The organism is Natrinema sp. CBA1119 (assembly GCF_002572525.1).
Taxonomy (GTDB): Archaea; Halobacteriota; Halobacteria; order Halobacteriales; family Natrialbaceae; genus Natrinema.
This window is the reverse complement of the sequence record NZ_PDBS01000001.1, coordinates 2,149,640-2,171,338: the sequence shown is the minus strand read 5'-3', so window position 1 is coordinate 2,171,338 and position 21,699 is coordinate 2,149,640. Positions and strand designations below refer to the sequence as shown.

At 66.3% G+C, this 21,699-nt stretch carries 19 protein-coding genes; 9 read left to right on the top strand and 10 right to left on the bottom strand.

The annotated features are described in order from the left end of the window. Positions 1 to 8 precede the first annotated feature (8 nt). Entirely contained in the window at positions 9 to 1,454 is a 1,446-nt protein-coding gene (locus tag CP556_RS10600; protein WP_098725590.1) for a metallophosphoesterase, read from the top strand. A 74-nt stretch (positions 1,455 to 1,528) separates the two neighbouring features. After that, positions 1,529 to 1,822: a DUF7562 family protein gene (locus CP556_RS10595; RefSeq protein WP_098725589.1), complete on the top strand. Its 294-nt coding sequence runs from the start codon at positions 1,529 to 1,531 to the stop codon at positions 1,820 to 1,822. 80 nt (positions 1,823 to 1,902) lie between these two features. Here CP556_RS10595 and CP556_RS10590 read toward each other — a convergent pair whose 3' ends face one another. After that, a complete protein-coding gene (locus CP556_RS10590) occupies positions 1,903 to 4,038 on the bottom strand; it encodes a histidine kinase N-terminal 7TM domain-containing protein (RefSeq protein ID WP_098725588.1) in 2,136 nt (711 codons plus the stop codon). 289 nt (positions 4,039 to 4,327) lie between these two features. Here CP556_RS10590 and CP556_RS10585 point away from each other — a divergent pair, with 289 nt between their 5' ends. Next, positions 4,328 to 5,626: an RNB domain-containing ribonuclease gene (locus CP556_RS10585; protein WP_098725587.1), complete on the top strand. Its 1,299-nt coding sequence runs from the start codon at positions 4,328 to 4,330 to the stop codon at positions 5,624 to 5,626. Positions 5,627 to 5,910: 284 nt separating this feature from the next. Here CP556_RS10585 and CP556_RS10580 read toward each other — a convergent pair whose 3' ends face one another. The 6 genes from CP556_RS10580 to CP556_RS10555 all read right to left on the bottom strand — a co-directional run bounded on the left by CP556_RS10580 (position 5,911) and on the right by CP556_RS10555 (position 12,156). After that, positions 5,911 to 6,693 carry an alpha/beta fold hydrolase gene (locus CP556_RS10580; protein WP_098725586.1) on the bottom strand — a complete coding sequence of 261 codons (783 nt, stop codon included), beginning with the start codon at positions 6,691 to 6,693 and terminating at the stop codon, positions 5,911 to 5,913. 105 nt (positions 6,694 to 6,798) lie between these two features. Continuing rightward, a complete protein-coding gene (locus CP556_RS10575) occupies positions 6,799 to 7,356 on the bottom strand; it encodes a GNAT family N-acetyltransferase (RefSeq protein ID WP_098727363.1) in 558 nt (185 codons plus the stop codon). 131 nt (positions 7,357 to 7,487) lie between these two features. Beyond that, positions 7,488 to 8,960 carry a dihydrolipoyl dehydrogenase family protein gene (locus CP556_RS10570; protein ID WP_098725585.1) on the bottom strand — a complete coding sequence of 491 codons (1,473 nt, stop codon included), beginning with the start codon at positions 8,958 to 8,960 and terminating at the stop codon, positions 7,488 to 7,490. An 88-nt stretch (positions 8,961 to 9,048) separates the two neighbouring features. After that, positions 9,049 to 10,287, bottom strand: a complete 1,239-nt coding sequence (locus CP556_RS10565) for a hypothetical protein (RefSeq protein ID WP_098725584.1) — start codon at positions 10,285 to 10,287, stop codon at positions 9,049 to 9,051. 326 nt (positions 10,288 to 10,613) lie between these two features. Then, positions 10,614 to 11,567 carry a bifunctional 2-dehydro-3-deoxygluconokinase/2-dehydro-3-deoxygalactonokinase gene (kdgK1, locus tag CP556_RS10560; protein WP_098725583.1) on the bottom strand — a complete coding sequence of 318 codons (954 nt, stop codon included), beginning with the start codon at positions 11,565 to 11,567 and terminating at the stop codon, positions 10,614 to 10,616. Positions 11,568 to 11,955: 388 nt separating this feature from the next. After that, positions 11,956 to 12,156: a hypothetical protein gene (locus CP556_RS10555; protein ID WP_098725582.1), complete on the bottom strand. Its 201-nt coding sequence runs from the start codon at positions 12,154 to 12,156 to the stop codon at positions 11,956 to 11,958. Positions 12,157 to 12,525: 369 nt separating this feature from the next. Here CP556_RS10555 and CP556_RS10550 point away from each other — a divergent pair, with 369 nt between their 5' ends. After that, the gene (locus CP556_RS10550; protein WP_098725581.1) at positions 12,526 to 12,774 is read left to right on the top strand and encodes a hypothetical protein; all 249 of its coding nucleotides are present in this window, start codon (positions 12,526 to 12,528) and stop codon (positions 12,772 to 12,774) included. A 16-nt stretch (positions 12,775 to 12,790) separates the two neighbouring features. On the opposite strand, the gene rtcA is transcribed toward CP556_RS10550, so the two are convergent. After that, complete coding sequence (gene rtcA, locus CP556_RS10545; RefSeq protein ID WP_098725580.1) at positions 12,791 to 13,870, bottom strand: RNA 3'-terminal phosphate cyclase; 1,080 nt, start codon at positions 13,868 to 13,870, stop codon at positions 12,791 to 12,793. A 325-nt stretch (positions 13,871 to 14,195) separates the two neighbouring features. Beyond that, positions 14,196 to 14,981, bottom strand: a complete 786-nt coding sequence (locus tag CP556_RS10540) for an ArsR/SmtB family transcription factor (protein ID WP_098725579.1) — start codon at positions 14,979 to 14,981, stop codon at positions 14,196 to 14,198. A 176-nt stretch (positions 14,982 to 15,157) separates the two neighbouring features. Between CP556_RS10540 and CP556_RS10535 the strand changes: the two genes are divergently transcribed. The 5 genes from CP556_RS10535 to CP556_RS10515 all read left to right on the top strand — a co-directional run bounded on the left by CP556_RS10535 (position 15,158) and on the right by CP556_RS10515 (position 19,055). After that, positions 15,158 to 15,433, top strand: a complete 276-nt coding sequence (locus CP556_RS10535; protein WP_098725578.1) for a DUF3311 domain-containing protein — start codon at positions 15,158 to 15,160, stop codon at positions 15,431 to 15,433. Then, complete coding sequence (locus tag CP556_RS10530; RefSeq protein ID WP_098725577.1) at positions 15,430 to 16,986, top strand: sodium:solute symporter family protein; 1,557 nt, start codon at positions 15,430 to 15,432, stop codon at positions 16,984 to 16,986. The genes CP556_RS10535 and CP556_RS10530 overlap by 4 nt, the downstream gene beginning before the upstream one ends. A gap of 111 nt (positions 16,987 to 17,097) precedes the next feature. Then, positions 17,098 to 17,790: a DUF6517 family protein gene (locus CP556_RS10525; protein WP_098725576.1), complete on the top strand. Its 693-nt coding sequence runs from the start codon at positions 17,098 to 17,100 to the stop codon at positions 17,788 to 17,790. A 48-nt stretch (positions 17,791 to 17,838) separates the two neighbouring features. After that, positions 17,839 to 18,066 (top strand): DUF7860 family protein, encoded by a 228-nt coding sequence (locus CP556_RS10520; protein ID WP_098725575.1) that lies wholly within the window; start codon positions 17,839 to 17,841, stop codon positions 18,064 to 18,066. 50 nt (positions 18,067 to 18,116) lie between these two features. Next, the gene (locus tag CP556_RS10515; protein WP_098725574.1) at positions 18,117 to 19,055 is read left to right on the top strand and encodes an HFX_2341 family transcriptional regulator; all 939 of its coding nucleotides are present in this window, start codon (positions 18,117 to 18,119) and stop codon (positions 19,053 to 19,055) included. 24 nt (positions 19,056 to 19,079) lie between these two features. Here the strand turns inward: CP556_RS10515 and CP556_RS10510 are convergent, their stop codons facing one another. After that, entirely contained in the window at positions 19,080 to 21,677 is a 2,598-nt protein-coding gene (locus tag CP556_RS10510; RefSeq protein ID WP_098725573.1) for an efflux RND transporter permease subunit, read from the bottom strand. Positions 21,678 to 21,699 lie beyond the last annotated feature (22 nt).

Here is a 21,699-nt window from a genome sequence, read left to right as displayed (position 1 = left end):
CTCGTCCGATGGCCAGCGAGTACGTCTTCATCAGCGACCTCCACATGGGCGGCGACGAACAGCTGACGGCGCTCGACTTCGAGGCGGAGCTCCTCTCGTTTCTCGCGGGCCTCGAGGAGCGCGGCGGCGACGTCGAACTCGTCATCAACGGCGACGCGTTCGGGCTGTGGGAGTACGCCGAGGTGACGGGACCGGCGACACTCGAGCGGGTCATCGACGATCACCCGCGCGTGTTCGAGCAACTTCGCGCGACCGGTGCGGAGATCGATATCACGCTCATCCCGGGGAACCACGATTACGACCTCGCCTGCCACGACTCCCACGTCGATCGCCTTGCGGAGTTCAACGTCACCCTCGAGCAGGAGGTTTCGATCACTCGCGAGGTCGGCGACGGGCGGATCTGGATCGAACACGGCCAGCAACGCGATCCGAACAACCGGATGCCGGACTGGGGGAATCCCGACGCGCTCCCGGTCGGCTACTTCGTCGTCCAGCGGATCGTCGCCGCTGCCGGCCGCTACTCCGGCCGGGCGAGAGGCGACTGGCTGCGCGACATTCAGTCGGTCGCCCCGATGGAAGAGATCCCGCGCTGGCTCCTCTCGAACTACTTCTACAGGGAGATGAGCCCGTTCCTGCGAGCGATCGTCGTCCCGCTACTGGTATTTTTCAACCTCACGCTGCTCTACCTGTTCGGCACCGTCCTCGAGACAGTCGGCCTCCTTCCGGCGCGGTTTTTCACCGACAATCCCATCGTCCACGCGCTCGGCGTCGCCGCGATCGTCCTCGAACTCATCGTCGCCGTCAACCTCGTGATCATCGCCGTCCTGGTGCTGGTCGCGGTCCCCCTGTGGCTGTTCAGACGCGATCTCAGGCACACCCTCGAGCGCTTCGGCGTCGTCCTCTCGGGCATTCGCGTCGGGCAGGGCGACGAGCCCTTTCTAAGCGCGGCCAGAGAGGTATTCGAGGCGAATCCCGACGTCACAGTCTTCGTCTACGGACACACCCACCGCGCGTCGATCACCGAGTGGGGCGATCGGGTCGTCGTCAACACGGGCACCTGGCTCAAGAAGCTCCAGCACGTCGAGGCCCGGTTCTCGCGGCTGCCGGGGGTGTACTACCCGTCGTTCCGATTGAATTACGTCCGCATCTTCGCCGAGGGGGATCGGGTCGTCGTCGAGTACGAGGAGATCGAGACGGAGCAGTCGGTCGATCTCACCCGCTTTCAGCGGCTGGTCGCGCGCCGTCCGCCGCGGCCGGAGCCGATCCCGGCGCGAACGGTGATGGATCCCGACGGACCGCTCGAGCGTCCCGAGGCGGAGTCGGCCTCTGCACCCGTCTCCGACCGCGACCGCGAACTCGATTTCGACTCCGAGCGCGGAACGCCGCCCGTCGACGGAGACGACCGTGCGGAGGAGGGCGGCCGCGCCGACGAGGGGCGTGATCGGTTCCGGTAGCTCGGCTGCCCTGACCGTCCGGTCGGGTACAACGTGTGCCAATCGCTAAGTGGACCCGCGCCGTCAGGCCGACCATGTGGCCCTCTCGGACCCGCACGGAGACGGTGACCTGTCTCGCCTGTGGCACCGAGCGCCCGCGCGACGAGGCCCGCGAGTACGACAAATACGGCGACCGCTGGGACCGCGACGACAAGACGTTCGAACACCTCTGTAAGTCCTGTCACCGCGACCTCTGTCACCACCCGCGCGACGAACTCGAGGCGCTGTTAGTGGATCTCGAGGCCGGAGCAACCGACCGGGAGCGATTCCTCTCGCGGTATCTGCAGACCGTCGAGGAACGATACGGTGCGCTCGAGGAAGAGTCGTAGAGCGACGATCGATGTGCCGCCGATCTCAATTCGGTCCGCGCTACGCTCGCGAACGATCACCCGCCTTACTGTTGGCGTTCTCACTGGCCACCGAGTTCCTCGTCGACCAGTTCTCGATCCGTCGTGTCCGACCAGGGCGCGCCGTCGGTGTCGAACTCGAACCGAGCACCGCCGTCGGCGCTCTCGGTGATTTGAATCGCCCAGCCGTGGCCGTCGGCGATCTTCGAAACGATCGCGAGACCGAAGCCGGATCCCGACGAGGACGTGGTGTGGCCGTACTCGAGGACGGACTCTCGCTCGTCGAGGGGGATCCCCGGCCCGTCGTCTTCGACGAAAAATCCGTCGGGAGTCGTGCCGACCCGGACGGTGACGGTGTTTCCCCCGTGTTCCACGGCATCCTGCTGAGTGTGCGACGCAGGGTTCGTGGAACCATGTTCCACAGCATTTCGGAACAGGTTTTCGAACAGGTGGAGCACCCGGTCGCCGTCGGCGACGATCTCCCGATCGCCAGCGACCGAAAGTGTCGCCTCAGCCGTATCGACGTTCACCCATGCGCGGTCGGCGAGGTGCTCGAGGTGGAGCCGCTCGGTGTCACCGATCGATTGTCCAGCACGGGCCAGCACCAACACCTCTTCGATGATAGTCTCCATGCGCTCGTGGGCGGTCGCGATCTCGTCGTGTGACGCGCAATCGACGGACTCTCTGGCGACCTCGAGATACCCCTGCGCGACATTCAGTGGATTGCGAAGGTCGTGGCTGACGACGCTCGCGAACTGCTCCAGTTGCTCGTTGGCTCGGCGGATCTCGCGTTCGCGTTTCTTGCGTTCGGTGATGTCGCGAGTGTTCAAGACGATACCGTCGACGAACGGGTCGTCGAGCAGGTTACTGCCGACCGTCTCGACGTCTCGCCACTCGCCGTCGGCGGTCCGAAGCCGATACTCCGCTCGATCGACAGCTATCGATGCATCGGTCCCGGTCTGAAACTGCTCGACGATCCGCTCTCGGTCGTCGGGATGGACGAACTCGAACGCCGACTGTCCCATCAGTGTTGACGGCTCGAATCCCAGAACGCTCCGACTCGAGGGACTCTGGTAGCGGATTATCCCGCGGTCGTCGACCATCGTGATGAGATCGGACGCGTTTTCGATGAAGGACTGATATCGCTGTTCGACGGCGTGTTGCTGGGTAACGTCTCGCAGAAGAAGCAAGCGAATCCCGTCGGCGTTCGAGAGACGTTGCACCTGCACGTCGAAGAACTGGCGGCCGTCGTCGGCGTCGACAACGATCTCGGTCTGACCTGTCGACGCCTCGTTACCGACGATATGAGCGATCTCGGGAAAGACGTCGATCACATCCCGGCCGACGAGGGGGATGGCCCCGTCGCTCGAGAGGGAGCGCCGAGCCGCCGCGTTGCCGTCTCGAATGCGATTGGTTTCGTCGATCACGAGGAAGCCGTCGCGCATATCCTCGACGACGGCGGTGCGGGCGACGGGGGCGATATCCAGCAGGTGATGGCGATAGATCGCGACGGCGAACGCGAGCCCGGAGACGGTGAACGCGATGGGCGTCAGATCGAGGTCACCGATCGGTCCCAGACCGAGGAACCACACGATATTGGCGACCAGCGGAACGAGAATGGCAAACAGCACCGCAACGGCCTGCTCCCGGTAGACGTGTTGCGATTCGTACACCGTCTTGAGCAGGAATCCGGCGCCGACGACGAGGAGGCCGTACAGGAACAGGACGTGAATGATCGCCATCGGTCCGAACGTTCGATCCAGGACGACGAGGTCGCCGGCGACGGCGGTCTCGAGCGGTTGCTCGTACAGGTGCCGGTACTGGGTTACGTACAGGACGAACGCGACGGCGGGTTCGATCGCGAGAACGAGAAGCGTCCGCCGGGAGAGCCACTCCTCGTTGCCCGAGTACGCGACGGCAAAGAAGAAACAGGAGAGCGAGACCAGCACGGCACCGACGAAGGCGACGCCCAACCAGACGCGTTTCGTCGGGATGTCGAGGCTCAACAACTGCAACGCGTACGCGCCCGACCAGAGCGAACACCCGACGTTCAGGCTGACGAACGCACGGACGCTCGGCTCGTCCAGCGCATCCGTCCGTTCGACGACGGTATAGAGAGCTAGTGCGGCCGAAATGATCATCGCCGAAAAGAGAATCCCGATAAACGGGAGGAGTTGCGAAGTGTACTGCCAGGCCATAGCGTCGAACTATCTGTCTATTTCACTCGACCATTATACCGGTTCTGGCTGGATTACACGGCAGACCCGCTGCGGTTATAGTAGCCACCGAACGTCACTGCATACCTGATCACATGAGTGCGTTGCGATCAGTGTGTACATCGTTTCAGTGGCTGCTATAGGTCGCGACCAACGATTTTCGAGATCGTACTCCGGATCGTCGTCAAGAGTTCCCTGTGATCGAACGAACGTCCACTGTCACCGTTCCGATCCCGACACGACTTTCACCCTCACGTCCGTAGCCCACGTCATGAGTGACGACGCACAGGCCGAGGCCGGAACGGTAGAAGGCCAGGGCCCTGTCGAAGTTTCGGAGGAGCTCGCGCGCCATCTCGAGAACAAGCGCGAGGAGCTGTTCGAGAAGTTCGAGCTCCGCGACGAGTTCCCGCCCGAGGTCCTCGAGGAGGCCGAAGCCCGAACGGAGGGCGTGACGGCGGAGATCCAAGATGAGATCGACGACCGGCAGGATCTGCGCGACCTGACGACCTGGACGACGGACCCGATCGACGCCCAGGACTTCGACGACGCGATCTCGATCGCCGAGCGCGACGACGAGTACGTCCTCTGGGTGCACATCGCCGACGTGACCCACTACGTCAACCCCGAGACGGCCATGTGGGACGAGGCCGTCGAACGCGGTAACACAGTCTATCTCCCCGGTTATACGGTTCACATGCTGCCGCCGGTGCTGGCCGAGACGGTCTGCTCGCTAGTGCCCAACGAGGACCGGCTGGCCCACACCGTCGAGATGCACCTCGACAAGGAGAATCTGACCTACGAGAACATCGAGATCTACAAGTCGGTCATCGAGTCCGACGAGCGACTCACCTACGCGGAGGCCGAGAGTCGCCTCGAGGAGTCCGACGCGCCGCTCCACGAGGAGAACGCGCTGGTCTACGATCTCGCCGAGCAGATGCACGAACAGCGCAAGGAAGACGGCTCGCTCGTCTTGAATCCGAGCCGCGACCGCGCCCACACCATCATCGAGGAGTGCATGCTGAAGGCCAACAAGGCCGTCACGCACGAGCTCATGTGGAATCGCGGCGTCTCTGCCATGTACCGGGTCCACCCCCAGCCCAGCCCCGACGAGTGGTCCGAGGCCCTCCGAGAGATTCAGGACTTGGACGGCGTTTCGATCCCCGGAAGCACCTGGGACGACCCGCGAAAGGCCGTTAACGCGACGCTCGAGGACGCCCCTGATCGCCAGCTGGACAAGATCCAGTGGGCGGTGATGAAGGTGATGCCTCGAGCGCGGTACATGAACGACCCCTTCGGCGGCCACCACGCGCTGAACTTCGAGATCTACGGCCACTTCACGAGCCCCATCCGGCGGCTCTCCGACCTGATCAACCACTGGATCGTCTACCAGAACGACGTTCCGGAGAACCTCGTGGAACTCTGCGATCGGGCCAGCGACAAGCAGAAAGACGCCGAGCAGTGCGAGCGCGAGTACAAGACCTTCCTCCAGGAGGTCGGCCTCGATCCGATGGCGGTCAACAACCGCGGGATCGAGGTCGTAGACGAGGACGAGGCAGAGAAGACGCTATAGCGGCCGATAGTCGGCCTATTTTCCTGCTGCTCGATCGAACCACGTGCGGTGGCGCGCGCTGGATCACGGTGACCGCGGAGGGAACCGTGATCCGAAGCCGTGCGAGGGATGAGTGAGTGACCAACGGGAACGAACGAATCGGTTGGGGAGTATGTGGCGATTCCCTGTTGCCACGAGAGCAGCGTACTCGAGTCGTCAAGAAATGCCTTCGAGACACCAGTAACCGCTGCAAAAACGAAGTTGGGAAATCCGCTCGTGAGAGAACGAGTAGTAACTCGGTCGAGCTACAATCCCTCCCGCTCGAGAAACTCGAGCACGGCCGCCGTAAACCGCTCGTCGGGGACGGTCGTCAGGTGGTCGGCGTCGTCGACGATGACGGCCTCGCCGTTGGGAAAGCCCTCCGCGAGCGGTTCGGGGTCGCCCGTAATATCGTCGTGCTCGCCAGCCACGATCAGCACCGGATGCTCGACCTGCGCGATCTCGTCCCAGTCCGCGGGCGCGGTTCGCGTCCGGGCGCAGGCCGCGAGCGCCTCGAGGTCGTTGTCGGTCGTCTCGGCGAAGACCCGAAACCGCTTGCCGAGCGGGTCCGTCACGTCGTCGGGATCGTCGGCCAGCAATCCGTCGGCGATCCGGTCGCCGGCGTCGCTCGGCTCCATCGTCGCCGCTCCAATGCCGGCCAACACGGCGGCGTTGAACCGCTCCGGATGGCGGTACAGCGCTTCCGTGCCGATCCGGCCGCCCATCGAGTATCCCAGGAAGTCGGCGCGCTCGATCTCGAGGTGCTCGAGCAGCCGGACCACGTCCGCCGCCATGCTGTCCGTCTCGTAGGCCGTGGGATCGTGGGGTTTCTCGCTTTCGCCGTGGCCCCGACAGTCCAGTGCGATGACTCGACGGCCGGCCTCGAGCAGCGTGTCGTCCCACTCGCGATCGCGCCAGTTCTCGTGCCGGCTCGAGGCGAAGCCGTGGACGAGAACGATCGGTGGGGCGGCCCCGTCGTCTCCCTCGGGGACTATGTCGTCGTATGCGAGACGAACGCCGTCGGAATCGAACGTCGCTCCAGTTGGCATGAGATTCCAATACACGCATCGGATACGTAACAGTTTGGACTGGTTCGCGGGAACGCCGATCACGTTGATCGAGCGTCGGCGGCCCGCTCGGCGACGGTGACGCGTTCACTCGTCCGGAGTCGATAGCTGCCGTTCGTAGACGTGCTCCTCGAGCCCCGCCGCCAGATCGGACGAGCGGGTCGCGACGCGGTCGAAGCCGCGGGATTCGTAGAACGAGATGCCGACCTGGTTGGCGGCGAGGACGGCCAGCCGAATCCGATCGACCGCCGTCGAGAAATCGGCCTCGAGGCGCTCGAGCAACGCGGTTCCGATCCCTTCGTTCCAGTCGTCCGGTCGGACGTAGAGGCGCGCGAGAAACACCACCGTGGTATCCTCCGGCCACGGGACGGCGTGGGCGAAGCCGCGAGCCACGGAGCCGCGCTCGGCCCCGGCAGCGGACGACTGTCCTGGCGCTCGTTCGGCGACGAGAAACGCGGCGTCCTCGCGGCCGCTGACGTCCGTAATCGCGGACTCGAGATCGCCGATCGCGTACCAGTCGTCGACGACCTCGTCGACCCGCTCGGGGCCGAGAACGTCGTCGTAGGCGGCGTGCCAGCTCTCGCGTGCGATCTCGTGAACGGCCCAGACGTCGTCGATCGTCGCCCGTCGAACGACTCGAGTCACGGAAACGGCTATCACGGCAGCCGGTAAAAAGCGGTGGCCGACCGCCATCGATCCGTTACCGTCGCCGGACGCGAGGAATTCGAGGGACGACTCGAACGAGTTGCCGCTTCCCCTCGAGGAGTGTGACGAGCTTAGGGAATCATATCCGCCGAATCGGTCTCGGCGACGCAGTCCTCGCGCTCCGCCAGTTCGGCACACGCCGCTCGGAAGAGGCCGTCGAGGATTTCGGGCGTCGTCGGGTGGTAGGCCCGCTTGGGTACCTCGCGGACGTCCAGTCTCATCTCGACGACGACCTGCATCGTCTTGGCCATCACGTCGGCGTGCCGGTGGAGCCCCTGATACCCTAACACGGTGCCGTCGTCGGCGCTGACGATCAGCGTCGCCCGGCCCTCGGGATGGCCTTTCGTCTCGAAGACGCCATCCGACGACGCCTCGCGGGTGACGACGATTTCGTCCATGTGCGTCGCCGCGGCGGTCGCCGGCGTGTGCCCGATGCGGGCGAACGGGTAGACGCCCAGCCCCGAGAAGATCACGTGATGCGGGACGTTCGCGTAGGGCTCGCAGTCCTCACCTCGCCGGTGGCGGACGATGTTTTCGCCGGCCGCGAACCCCTGTTCTTTGGCGACGTGCAGGATCGGCTCGCGACCGTTGGCGTCACCGACGACGAACGCGCGCTCGTCGTCGCGGGCCTGCATCGTCGACGTGACCCAGCCCTCCCCGGGCTCGAGTCGGGTGTTCTCGAGTCCCAGCCCGTCGAGGTTCGGCCGACGGCCGGTGAAGCAGTAGAGTTCGTCGGCTTCGACGGTTAGCTCCTCCCGTTCGCCACTGTCCGTCCGTTCGGCGATCAGCCGGACGCCGCCGTCGGCGGTCGACTCGAGTCGTTTCTCGTCGGTGTTCGTCAGGACCTCGATCCCGAACTGATCGCGGTAGATGTCGAGGAGGGCGTCGCCGTATTCGGGTTCCATCTCCTCGAGCGGACGTTCGTCGTGCTCGATCACGGTGAGGTCGACGTCCCCGATCTCGCTGAGGTAGGGGCCCAGTTCGAGGCTGATGTAGCCGTTGCCCAGCACGATCCCCGAGTCCGGGAACGCGGTCGCGTCGAGGACGTCCGTACTGGTTCGAGCGGGGACCTCGTCGATCCCCGGCAGCTCGGGAACGTTCGGCACGGAGCCGGTCGCGACGACGACGTAGTCGGGCTCGAGCCGCCGTCCCTCCACGTCGAGCACGCGGTCGTCGACGAAGCGGGCGGTGTCGCGGACGAGTTCGACGCCGTCTCGATCGGCGAGGTCGTGGACGTGGCTCCGACGGTGGTCGGCGAAGTTCGAGACGTGCTCGTCCTTGCGGGCGACGATTCGCTCGGGATCCGCCTCGGGGACGCCCTCGAGCCGGTCGTCGTGACGCGCCAGATACCGGTGCTCGACGGCCGAGAGGACGTCCTTCGACGGCATGCAGCCGCGGAGAATGCAGAGTCCGCCGCCGGGCTCGCCGTCGTCGATCAGCGTCAACTCGAGATCGTCGGTGAATTCGTTGCGGCGTTCGAGAAGTTCGTCGGCGACGGCGACGCCAGCACTGCCGTATGCACCGACGATCGCAACGTGGACCATAGCGGCCGTTCGGGGCCGACGCAAAAAGACGTTTGTTCGGACTGTCCGTCCTGACGGATCGAAAACGCGGGAGACCGGGGGCGGCTCGTTACCGTCGGATCCGGGCGGCGGTCCCGGTCAGCAGGGCGACCAGCGCGGCTCCGGCACCGAATCCGGGGACGCTGTCGTCACCGTTGCCGCCGTCGACATCGTCGGAATCGTTACTGTCGGAATCGGTACCGTCGGAACCGTCACCGTCGGAATCGTCACCGTCGGAATCGTCACCGTCGGCGCTCTGGATCGCGAGGTCTCGCTCCGAGAAGTGGTTGACCGCCACGAGCACGTCGGCCGTCGCCGAGGCGTCGCTGGACTGGGTCACCATGTAGCGGGACGTATCGCTCCCGATGCCGCCCGCGAGTTCGCTGTACGACGACGCCTCCGCGGCGGCCTCGCCGTCGACGGTCACCGCGAGGTCGTCGGCGCTCTCGGCCCCCGCGACGGCGGCCTCGGAAACGCTCGTGATGACGACCGTGCCTTCGCTCTGCGCGCGTTCAACGGTCATCTCGAGGCGATTCTGACTCTCGCTGGCGGTCTCCACGGTGATGTCCTGACCGTAGGTCGCGACGTCTGCAACGCGCTCGCCGTCGCGTTCCTCGGCGTAGACCTCAGCCGTCGCCGTGCCGTCGGCGATCAGCGATTCCTGTTCTTTCGCGGCCTTGTCGCGCTCGCCCTCGGCGTACGAGCGGAAGACGAGCGTCGAGTCGCTCTCGAGGTCGGCGACGACGTTGCCATTATCGTTGACGGTCACGTCGCCGTCGCCGACGACGACGAACGCGCCGGTGCGCTCGCCGCTATCGACGACGACGCGGTCGTCGCTCTCACTCTCGGCCGTCGCGTCGGCCGCGAGGTCCGCTTCGACGTACTGGGCCTCGTCGCCGGCATCGACGGTCAGGATCCCGCGATTGCTGTCGTGGGCCGACAGCGACGCGGAGCCGTCGGTCGCGATATCGGCGCGCGTCTCGGACTTGGCGGCGAGCTCGAGGCCGAGTCCGGAGAGGTTCACCACGGCGTCGAGCTCGGCGTTCGAGCCGAACCCGGTTCGACTCTGGTGGTCGCTCTGAGAGGCGACGCTCACGTTCTCGAACACCCGCTCGCCGTCGACGCGGTAGTCGACGACGGCGTTGCTCGAGGTGTCGAACGCGACGTGCGTGCCGGCGTAGGCGCTCGCGTCGGTCGCGCCGTTCTGTTGGGAGGACGATGCTGCGCTCGCACCCACGCCAGCGACGGCAAGCGGGAGGGCCGCCGTCGTGACGAGAAGGGCGAGTACGACAGCTGTGATTCGATTCATGCACTCGACGGATCGGAGCGGTGTATAAAGGCGCTTCTGACAGAACCGTCCAACTGTCGGTGCTCATCGGTCATTTCTCGTCGGGACTGCACGGTCACCCATCGATTGCACGGTCGCCCAGTGATCGAGGCAAACCGTTTTCGAGAGCGACGAAGACGTTCGAACTGGGACACGTCGGCATCGATCTCGTCGGTGTACTCGCGTCCGTCTTCAGTTGAGAGTCCGGGCCCGTCCGTTGCTACTCCGTCCCGTCGTGCCGAAACGTCGCGAGCCGGCGGCCGCGAGCCGATAGCCACCCGCAGTCCCCGGCCGTGGCGCTGCTGTCCCTATCGCGAGATCTCTTCGCCGCCGTCTTTGACGAGGCGCTCGACCTCATCGGCCGTGACGAGCGCGACATCGCCGGGGATCGTCCGCTTGAGCGCCGCCGTCGCCGCGGCGTACTCGAGGGCGTCCGGAACGTCGTCACCCTCGAGCCGGCGGGCGATGAACGCGCCCGTGAAGGCGTCGCCGGTGCCGATCGGGTCGACGGTATCGGTCTCGTAGGCGTCGTGGTCGTGAACGACGCTGTCGTGCCAGCCGACCGCGCCCTCCGCGCCGCGGGTGACGACGACGGTCGTGAAGTCGTACTGCGAGCCGAGCTTGTGCGCGAGCTGACGCGGATCGCCCTCGAACCCGAGGACGGTCCGCGCGTCGCGGGCGGCGATCACGAGGACGTCGATCCCCGGAAACAGCTTCGTGAGCGTCTCCCTGGCCTCGTCGGGCGACCAGAGCTTGCGCCGGTAGTTGAAGTCGAAGGCGGTGGTCGTCCCGCCCTTGCGGGCCGCTTTAAGCAGATTGAGCGTCGTATCCCGGAGCGTCGAGGAGAGCGCGGGCGTGATCCCGGTGGTGAAGAAAACCCGGGCGTTCTGAATCCGGTCGATGTCGAGTTCGCGAGCCTCTGCCGTCGAGACTGCGGTGTTCTCCCGATCGTAGACCACGTTCGTCCCGCGCGGTTTGCCCGCCTGCTCGAGGTAGTAGGTCCCCTGGCGACCGCGGTGGCTCCAGACGACGTCCGTTTGGATCCCGTGGCCTCGGAGTTCGCTAACGACGCGGCGGCCGAGTGCCGTCTCGGGCACTTTGGAAATCCAGGTCGCGTCGGCTCCCAGCCGGTTGGCCGCGATGGCCACGTTGCTCTCAGCGCCGGCGGCGCGAACCTCGAACTCGTCGGCGTTCTCGAGGCGTTCGTTGCCCGGCGGCGAGAGCCGGAGCATCGTCTCTCCGAAGGTGACGATGTCGCTCACCGGTCAGCCCCCCGGATCGTTCGGGCGCGAACTGCGGTGTGTCCCTCGGTCATATCCCAGCCAAGGGACGGCGTTGCTATAAGTTATGGCGGTCTCTCAACGCAAACTTGCGCTCGAGCGGCACGGTTCGAGTTACATCGGCCAGCCGATAGCGGTGGCGTGCGCTGGACGACGGTTCGCCGACGGCGAACCGTCTGCTCGACGACGCGCGAGGGATGAGTGAGCGAGCGCAGCGAGTGAACGAATCGGCTGGGGAGGGCGTGGCGATTCCCTGTTGCCACGGTAGCAGGACGCTCGTCGATCCACTCCAAATAGAGAACGAGAAGTACTCGAGGCCGCCGTTTCCGAGCCGACCGGCTGACCGATGGGACTCGAGCGCGAGCCCCGACTAGTCACCGCGCAAATCCGGAAACAGATCAGGCGGCACGGAACAGCCGCAGGGACCGACGGAGCCGGTATGAGGACCGAGCGCGACCGAGATCAACACCGACTTCCCACAGCGCGGGCAGTCGGGAAACGACGACTCCTCGTCGTCCCGCTCCCGATCGCCGCTTTTCGCATCATCATTCGCCTCGCGGTCGGGACTCATCCGCCGAGACCTCCGATCCGTCTCGAGCCTGAAGTCAAACTCGAGATTACTCGTGTCGGGCGATTCCGCGGTCGTGCGGGACGTTTATATCCCGGTAGAATCAACGCAAACATGGCTTGTAACCCTCCGTGGGTTGGAAGCCGCGTCTCGGGTGCTGGTATCACCCGGGGCATTTCGATGCAGCCCCCTCCGCTCGCGCGTTTGGAGAGTTGGCTTCCGATTGGATTGTTGACTCGTTGTTATTTATATCTACTGCAACATTCGCGTTATTTAGGTGCACTATTTGGGTGCACTCGAGCCGGCGACTCGCACAGACGGATGCCGAACCGACCGAACAGCTATAGCGTCGCTGTGCTAACACGTTCCCAGATGGTGTCATCGGACGGACTCAAAACGTGGTTCGACTACCAGCTCCTCTTCACGGGCCTCGCTATCGCGTTCATCGGCCTCACTGTCGCAAGCGGCCGACTCATGACGTATCTGGGGTCGCTTCCGCTCGCGGACCTGGGCATCGAGCCCGCAGATCCGACGGTCGCGCTCGCGGTCACGGCAGGCGGTATCCTCGTGCTTTTCCTGCTGGTCGTGCTGGCGGGACTGCTGAACCGAGACCGGCAGTAACCCCGGAAGCGACGACCTACTGACCCGCGTCCAGCGACGACGCGACCGACACCACCGCCGTCTCGGCCTCCCGCTCGAGTCCCACGTCGACCCCGAACGCCTCGAGCAGTTCACACCGCGTTTCGACGTGATCAGTGACTTCGGGCACGCGTACTCGGCCGCCCGCGAGCGCGAGAAATACGAGTAACTGATCGGCCATGTGTCGATCAACCGGCGCGGAGCCCTCGAGGAAGCGATTCGCCGCGTCTGCGGCGTCTTCGCCCACGCGCTCGGCGGGCTTCCCGCGCTCGCCGAGCGCCGAAAAGCCGGCAACGCCGGTGCCGTGATCGACCCGGAGCACCAGCGCGGAGCCGGGCGAGGGACTCGCCGCGGTCGTCTCACAGCGCTCGAGCACCTCGAGATCGGTCCCCATATTCAGTCGCTCGAGCGCCCCCTCGGCCTGCCGGTGGGCAACGTCGCGGTCCGCCAGCGACGCCGACTCGGTCGAATAGATGCGGAGTCCCTCGAGTGACCCTCGCTCAAGAAGGTCGATCCGCTCGAGGCTCGATGGTGCGAGCCGGAGCGTTACCGCGCCGCCGCCGTCGGGATAGAACCCCCGGCGGTCGACCTCGCAGGCGGCCTCGAGGCCGAATTGGCGACACAGCGGGAGTTTGATGTGCCGGAAGTAGTCCAGCGGCGGCGACCACGCCACGTCCGTCCCGCCGGTAATCGTCACCGACAGCGGCGACTCGAGGACCGCCGCCAGCGGCAACAGGGCGTTGCACAACAGCGTGGCGCTGCCTGCGGTGCCGATATCGACAGCGTAGCTGCCGCCATCGAGTCCCGTCCCGACCGCCGTATTCGCGTCGCCGGCCTCGAGTCCCGGTTCGAACTCGACCGTCTCCGACCCGAGTTCCGCACCCGAGACGTCGGCGTCGCACAGTTCGACCATTGTCTCGAGGACCGCCAAATGCTGGTGGGACAGGCCGGGCGTGGGTCGGTCACCGCGGACGCCCTCGAGTCGGACCGGCTCGTTCTCGAGGACCGACAGCGCGAGCGCCGTTCGGAGGAACTGGCCGCCGGCGCTCGAGCCGTCGAGTGTCAGAGGCGCGCTCATGACCGGCGGTACGGACTCGAGTTACCTACCAGTGCCGACGCGGGTTCGTCTCGCTCGTCTCGAGTTCGGCTGAGTTCTGATAGGAATTGGGCGAGACGAAGCGTCCTGCTATCGTGGCAACAGGGAATCGCCTCGCCCTCCCCAGCCGATTCACTCGATCGCTCCGCTCTCTCGCTCATCCCTCGCGCAGTGGTATCGACCGGCCTCACTCTCGTTCGGCCGGTCGACAGCGCGCGCCACAGCATGCCGGTTGGTCGGGCTGGAGCGATACGTAGCTCCCCTGTTCTGGGGAGAAGTTGGAAATACAGATCGAACTGCTGGGGCCTCAGTACGCCGGGCGGTACCAGTACCAGTAGAGTACCACCGCGAGCAGAACGACGAGTCCGCCGAGGAAAAAGAGCAGTCCGGGCGGCACGGTTTGGAACACCGCCTCCGCCGCCTCCACGCCGCCGTCGGACGCGTTCTGGGCCGTCTCGTTGGCGCTATCGAGCGCCGGATCGGACGTACCCGCATCGCCGCTATCGGAGCCCTCAGTTCCGTTAACGGTGGAAGTTCCGATATCCCCGCCGCTCGAGCCGTTTTCCGCCCCGCCAGTCGTCCCCCCGTCACCCGTCGGCTGCGATCCGGCGTCAGTCGCCGGCTGGGATCCGCCGTCGTCCGTTCCCGTCGGCGCGAGCCAGCGCGTGAGCGCGTGCTGAACCAGCAGACTCCCGCCCGCGAGCACGGCGACGCCGCCGATCAGCCGCGAGAGCGCCTCCTTGAGCTTCGTCGCCGTCGACTCGTCGCTCGTCACGATCAGCGGCCCGTCGGTCGTCGCGTAGACGCTCATCTCGTTGCCCCGCGAGGAGTACCAGGTGTCGACCACCTCGACGAGACCCGCCCCCTCGAGGTTCTCGAGGTGGTAGCGAACGTTCTGGATCGACGAGTCGACCGCGTCGGCGACGTCGCTCGGCGTCCCGGGTTCCTCGTCGAGACGAGCATAGATCCGCCGGGCCGTCGTCGAGGAGAGGGCGCTGAAGACCGCGTCGGCGTCCTCGCCCTCGAGGTCGACGACGCGGGGCTGGCCCTCTTCGGCGGCCGTCTCGGAGCGAAAGGGGAACAACCGGGCCATATCGAGTTCGATATCTACTCTCTGTCAAACTCATATACCCTTTTTCCTCGGTGAAAGATCGATTTTAGCTAGCGAAAACTGATAGACGTGACCGCGATCCGGAACTGATGAAGAAATCTCTTCGATGTCGGAGATCGAACAGTAAGAACTACCCATATCGGGACGAATCCTCGCGTATGCGCCGAACCGAACTGGGGATCTGGATCGCGGTCGCGGTCGTCCTCGCCGGACTGGCGGTGCCGTGGTTCCTGTGGGGATCGGCGACTGTCGTCGCCGGCCTGCCGGTGTGGCTCTGGTGGCACGTCGGCTGGATGGGGCTTGCCTCGGTTGTCTTCTGGGTGTTCACGCAGCGCGCGTGGGGGATCGGCATCGAAACGACGGGGGACTCGAGCGAGCCACCAGAACGGGTCGACCCCGAGCAGCGGACGACTCTCGGAGGTGACTCGCCGTGAGGGCGGTCACGCTCCAGGTGACGATCATCGTGGGCTATCTCCTGCTCGCGCTCGGGGTCGGGCTGGTCGCCTACCGACTGACCGATCGGACGGCCGAGGACTTCTACCTCGCGAGCAGAACGCTCGGGACGGTCGTCCTGCTGTTTACGACGTTCGCGACGCTACTGTCGGCCTTCACCTTCTTCGCCGGGCCGAACATCGCCTACGCGCAGGGGCCCGAGTGGATCCTGGTCATGGGGCTGATGGACGGCATCATCTTCGCCGTTCTCTGGTACGTGATCGGCTACAAGCAGTGGCTGCTCGGCCAGCGCTTTGGCTACGTCACCCTCGGCGAGATGCTCGGCGATCGCTTCGGATCGCGGTGGCTGCGCGGCCTCGTCGCCGGCGTCAGCCTCCTCTGGCTCTTTCCGTACGTCATGCTCCAGCAGGTCGGGGCCGGCACCGCGCTCGAGGCGCTCACCGAGGGCGCGGTCTCCTACGCCGCGGGCGCCGGCCTGATCACGGCGTTCATGATCCTCTACGTCGTCGTCGCCGGGATGCGCGGGATCGCCTGGACCGACACGCTGCAGGGCGCGTTCATGCTGATCACGACCTGGGTCGCGCTGCTGTGGGTGCTCGCGGCCGTCGGCGGCCCCGGCGCCGCGACCGAGGCCCTCGCGTCGAACCCGGAGACCGGCGGGTTCCTCTCGCTGGGGAGCGGCTACTACACGCCTCAGTTTATCCTCTCGACGGCGATCACGATCGGCTTCGGCGTCGCGATGTTCCCGCAGGTCAACCAGCGCTTCTTCGCCGCGAGTTCGAAAACGGTGCTCAAGCGCTCCTTGGCCCTCTGGCCGATACTCTGTGTCCTCCTCTTCGTCCCCTCGTTCATGCTCGGCGCGTGGGCCGCCGGCCTCGAGGTCGCGGTTCCCGAGGGGGCGAACGTCCTGCCGCTGGTCCTCGCGGAGTACACGCCGACGTGGTTCGCCGCGCTCGTCATCGCCGGCGCGATGGCCGCGATGATGTCCTCCTCGGACTCGATGTTGCTCTCCGGCTCGTCGTACTTCACGCGGGACCTCTACCGCCCGTTCGTCGAGCGGGACCTCTCCGACCGCCGGGAGGACCTGCTGGCCCGCGGCGGGGTCGTCGTCTTCGCGACCGCGGCCTTCGTCGGCAGTCTGCTCGAGCCGGCCACGCTGTTCGAACTCGGCGACGCGGCCTTCAGCGGCTTCGCCCAGCTCGCGCTGCCGGTCCTGCTCGCGCTCTACTGGCGCGGAGTCACGCGAGCCGGCATCACCGCAGGGGTTCTCACTGGTCAGGGGTTCTACCTCGCGACCCTGTTCGTAGGGTGGCTCGTCCGCCTCATCGAGTTCTTCAGCCCCGTACTCGGCGACGTTGTGCCGACGCTAACGGCCCTCGTGACGACGCTGTTTCAGGGATCGTACGTCGGCTGGTCGGCGGGTCTCGTGGGAATGGGGCTCGGGCTGGTCGTCACCGTCGTCGTCTCCCTGCTGACCTCGCCGGCGGCCGCCGAGCGGCGGGCGATCTACTTCGATCGACTGGGCGCGGACTGATCAGGTGCGGACTGTTTGGACGCGAACTGATCGAACACGAACGGTTCGGCCGCGGACGACTCGGGACCGGAACCGCCACGCCGAAACGTCCGGCCCGCATACGCGCCGGCAATGGCTCTCGACCTGCCGCCCCCGATCGCCGACGACTGGCGACGCCTCGGCGACCGAACCGACGAACGCAGTCTCTCGCTCGCGACGGTCACCGCCGAGACGACCGTCTTCGAACACCGGGCGACCGCCGACGCGCTCGAGCGGCTCCGTTCCGGCGGCGAGATCCCGGCGCGGTCGCTGTTCACCGTCGATCTGCAGATCAGTCCCTCCTTATCCGCTATCGGCCTCTCCTCGGCAGACGCCCTGGAGATGGCGGCCCCGAAGGCTCGCGACCAGTTCGTCGACACGATCAAAGACGACGGCATCGCGGTCGGCGCGGAACGCGCGAGCGAATACATCGACCGGCCCGACGGGGCCGTCGGCCATCTCACCGTGCTCGAGGTCGCGTATCCGACCGACTCGGACGCGTCGGTCACCGACGATGCGGAAGCGGTGGCCGACGACGGCGAGCGAACGGACGGCGGTGACGCCACTGGTGAGACCCCGATTACTGCCACTATCGACGCGGAAGCCCACGTCGCCGTCTGGCCCGCCGCCGACGCGGACGTGATGGCCGGCGGGCTACTGCCGCTCGAGGTCCCCGACGGCGCGGACCTGCTGGCCGCCGCCCTCGACGTGGATCCGGCTCGAGATCGGGAGGCGATCGTGGATCTGTTTCGGGGGCTCGAGCTCGAGGCCTCGGCAGAGGACTGATCGTCCCGCCATCGAAATTAGTAATAGATTGAACGGTGAGCTGCCGATATGGCACACTACAGCGGTCGCGACTACTCGTCACTGGCGAAGACCGGCTTCGTTCTCGGGCTCGCCCTCTTCGTCGTCGGGACGGGGAGCGAACTGATCGGGCACGCGATGTTCGGTTCCCTCCCCCAGTGGGAGAACACGCTGTTTTTCGCGCTGACGATGATCGGCTTCGCCGTCGGGTTCGCCTCGCCGTTCGTGTTCGGCATCATCATGCCGCTCACGGAGTGACGCGGACGACGACTCGGAGCTTTTGTAACGGCTCCGACTAACTGTCGACCATGCAAACACACATCGTCCCGGTCGGCTTCGATTACGACCGGCTGATCGCGCCGCTGGTGCGCGATCAGATCGATGTCGACAGCGTCATCCTCCTCGAGGGGGCCGTCGGCAGCGAGGCCAACGTCGAGTACTCTCGGCATCTCTCGAAGAAACTCGAGACGGACTTCGAGAACCTGCTGGGGGCCGAGACCGAGCGGTTCGTCCTCGAGGATGTCTACGACTACGACGACGCCTTCGAGCAGGCCTACGAGCTCATCACGGCGGAGCTCGATTCGGGCAACGAGGTCTGGGTCAACGTCGCCGCGATGCCCCGAACCGTGAGCTTCGCGTTCGCCAACGCGGCCCACTCGCTGATGGTCGAACGCCAGGAGGACCGCGAGGGGATCCACACCTACTACACCGCCCCCGAGAAGTACCTCGAGACGGAACTGGCCGAGGAGCTTCGCGAACAGATCGCCTTGCTCGAGGACCTGGACGCCCGATCGGACGCGGCGATCGGCGACAGCGACGGCCTCGACAGTGACGGCCTCGACGGCGACCGGATCGACGAGCGCCTCGAGACCGCCCGGGACCTCCTCTCGGAGTTCGACGAGCGCGGAACGACGATCGGCGCGAAGGAAATCGCCGGCAGTCACATCGTCGAGTTGCCCGTCGCCTCCTTCTCGAACGTCAAGCCCTTCGAGGAACTCATCCTCTTCAAACTCGGCGAGGACGGCGAGTTCGACTCCGTCTCGGAACTGGCCGAATCGTTGGCCCGCGAGTTGAACGAGGAATATACGGACAGCTTCCGGTCGAAGGTCATCTACAACGTCGACCGCCTCGGGCCCGGCGGCAAGGGGTACATCGAACGGGAGGAGCACGGCAAATCCTACCGGACCAGACTCTCACGGATCGGCGAGTTGTGGGTTCGGGCTCACTCCGATGACGAGTCGCAGTAGCGGTCGGATCGCTCGGCGGTCGCGTTACGATCCTCGAGCGAGGACCCGCTCCCGGAGCACGAGCAGGCATGGGAGGACTGTGAGGCAGGCGACGAACGCGAAGACGATGCTCAGCCCCGTCACCAGCCCGAACCGCTGGAGCGGCGGCGCGAGCGCCAGCGCGAGGACGCCGAAGCCCGCCGCGGTCGTCGCCGCGCTCCCCAGCAACGCACCGCCGGTACCCGTGACCGTCGCGGCGAGGGCGTCCTCGAGCGACTCCCGCTCGTCCCGCTCGGCGATGAACCGCTCGCCGACGTGAATGCTGTAGTCGACGCCCAGACCGATGGCGAGGCTCGTGATGACGGCCGTCTCGCTGTTGAACGGGAGGTCGAGCAGCGCCATCGCACCGAGGAGCCACGCGAGGGCGGCGACGACGGGCGCGAGCGTGACGGCGCCCAGTGAGAGCGCCCCGTGGCGGAACCAGTAGAGGGCCGTCAGGAAGACGAGGATCACCACCAGCGTGATCGCGAACGCCTGAACGAGCGTCTCGAGCAACGCGTCCTGAACGACGGCCGTCGTCACCGGCCCGCCGGTCGCGACGGCCGTCACGGGACCCGCATTCTCGACGGCGGCCGCGACGTCCCGGCTGTCGTCGGCGACGGTCTGTGCGGGAGCGTCGCCCTGGACAGTCACGAGGAGGCGGGCGGACTCGTACGCCCCCGTGTCGGTCCTGTAGAGGATGTCCGACGCCCGATCCGCGTCAACGTCGAACAGCACGTCGTAGAGGCCGGCGATGTCCTCGTCCGGCAGGCCGTCACCGTTCGTATCGCGCTCCTCGAGCGCGGCCGCGACGGTCTCGTTCTCGCTCGCGAGTTCGCGAATGAGCGTCGGCGGCCCCTCGATGGCGGCCTCGCCGTCGGATCCGACGACGACAGTTCCGTCTTCGTCGACCGCGCTCCCGGCCTCGTTCATCGCGACGAGCGCGTCGGGGTCGGTGACATCCTCGCGTATCAGTATCTGCGTCTGACTCCCCTCGCCGCGCTCCGCGAAGTTCTCACCGAGGTAGGCGGCGTCCTCGCTGATCGTGTACGTATCGGGCGCCAGCGGCTCCGGCAGGGATTTGGCCCACTCGGGGGCGTCTTCGGGGAGGAAATCCGCCTGATTGAACTCCGTGTCGATCCCCGTCGCGCCGTAGGCGCCGCCGGCGGCGAGGAGGAGCGCGACGAGAATTACCGCGACCGGCATCCGTTGCGGGATCGCGACCAGTCGCGAGAGCACCCGATTGGTGGCCCCCGTCCCCGCCCCGAACGGCGGTTTCGCTCGATCGCGGCCGAACCGGGTCTCGAGGAACTCGTCGATCTCGACCTTGAGCGCGGGGACAAAGACGGCGAAGGCGACGAACGTCGCGAGGATGCCGCCGGCGCTCAGGATCGCGAAGTCCCGCACCGCCCCCAGCGGACTGACGACGTTCGAGAGGAAGCCGACGCCGGTCGAGACCGTCGCCGCCGCGAGCGCGAGCACGACGCCCGTCAATCCGAGCGTCATACCGGCTCTCGTCCCGACCGCCCCGTTTCGGGCCCTCGAGGTGCCTCCGTCGAGTTCCCCCGCCCTCGCCTCCCGGTAGCGCATGACCACGTGGAGCGCGTAGTCGATGCTCAACCCGATCAGCAGGAAGGGGACGGCGATCAGCAGCTGGCTCGAGGGGATCTCGAGCCACCCCTGAATGCCGGCGAGCCAGGCCATCACGACGCCGATCCCGACCAGGCCGATCAGGACGTCGACGACGTCCCGGTACGTGATCGCCAGCACCCCCAGAACGAGCACGAGCGCGACGGGGGTGATGATCGCGAAACTGTCGCCGACGGCGTTCGAGGAGGCCTCGTCGGTGACCCCCTGGCCGAAGAGGAACGCGTCGTCGAAACGCTCGTCGACCCGGTCGGCGATCTCGACCTGCGCGTCGTAGGCGGCCTGTGGCTCCTCGTCGGGGCCGCTGTCGTCGACCTGGAAGACGAACGTGATGCGCGCGTCGGCCTCCGTTTCACCCGGCTCGTAATCGGTCGGGAGGAACTCGTAGGGATCTCCGCGCTCCCCGGATTCCGCGGCCCGCCCACCCGGTCCCGCATCGCTATCCGGGTCGAGCACGTCGGCCAGCAGGGCCTCGACCTCCTCGTCCGAGCGCGACTCGAGCGCCGCAATCTGCTCCTCGAGCGTGGGCTCGCTCGCGTCGGGCCGGCCGTTCGCCGATTCCGCCCGGTCCTCGTAGACGGCGGCCGTACCGACGATATTTTCGAGGCCGACGAACCCCTGCTCGTCCAGCGTCGCGTTCAGGTCCTTGTCTTCGCGGACGTCCTGCTGCAGGCGCAGCCCCTCGAGCAGCGAGTCGCGGGTGAGCACGTCGCCGCTCTCGTCGCGGACGACCAACTGGGCGACGACCGCGTCGTCGGTGCCGTAGGTCGCCTCGATTTCCTCGAGCGCATCGGTCTCCTCGGAGTCCGTCTCGAACTGGCCGATCTCGCCCTCCCCACTCTCGCCGACCACCGCGCCGACGGCGACGACGGCGGTGAGCACCAGGACGAGGACAACGACCAATCGACTGTGCGAGACGATCCACTCCGCGTAGCGAGCGGCGATAGGTCCGCTCATGCGAGCTCGCTCCGGTCGGGCG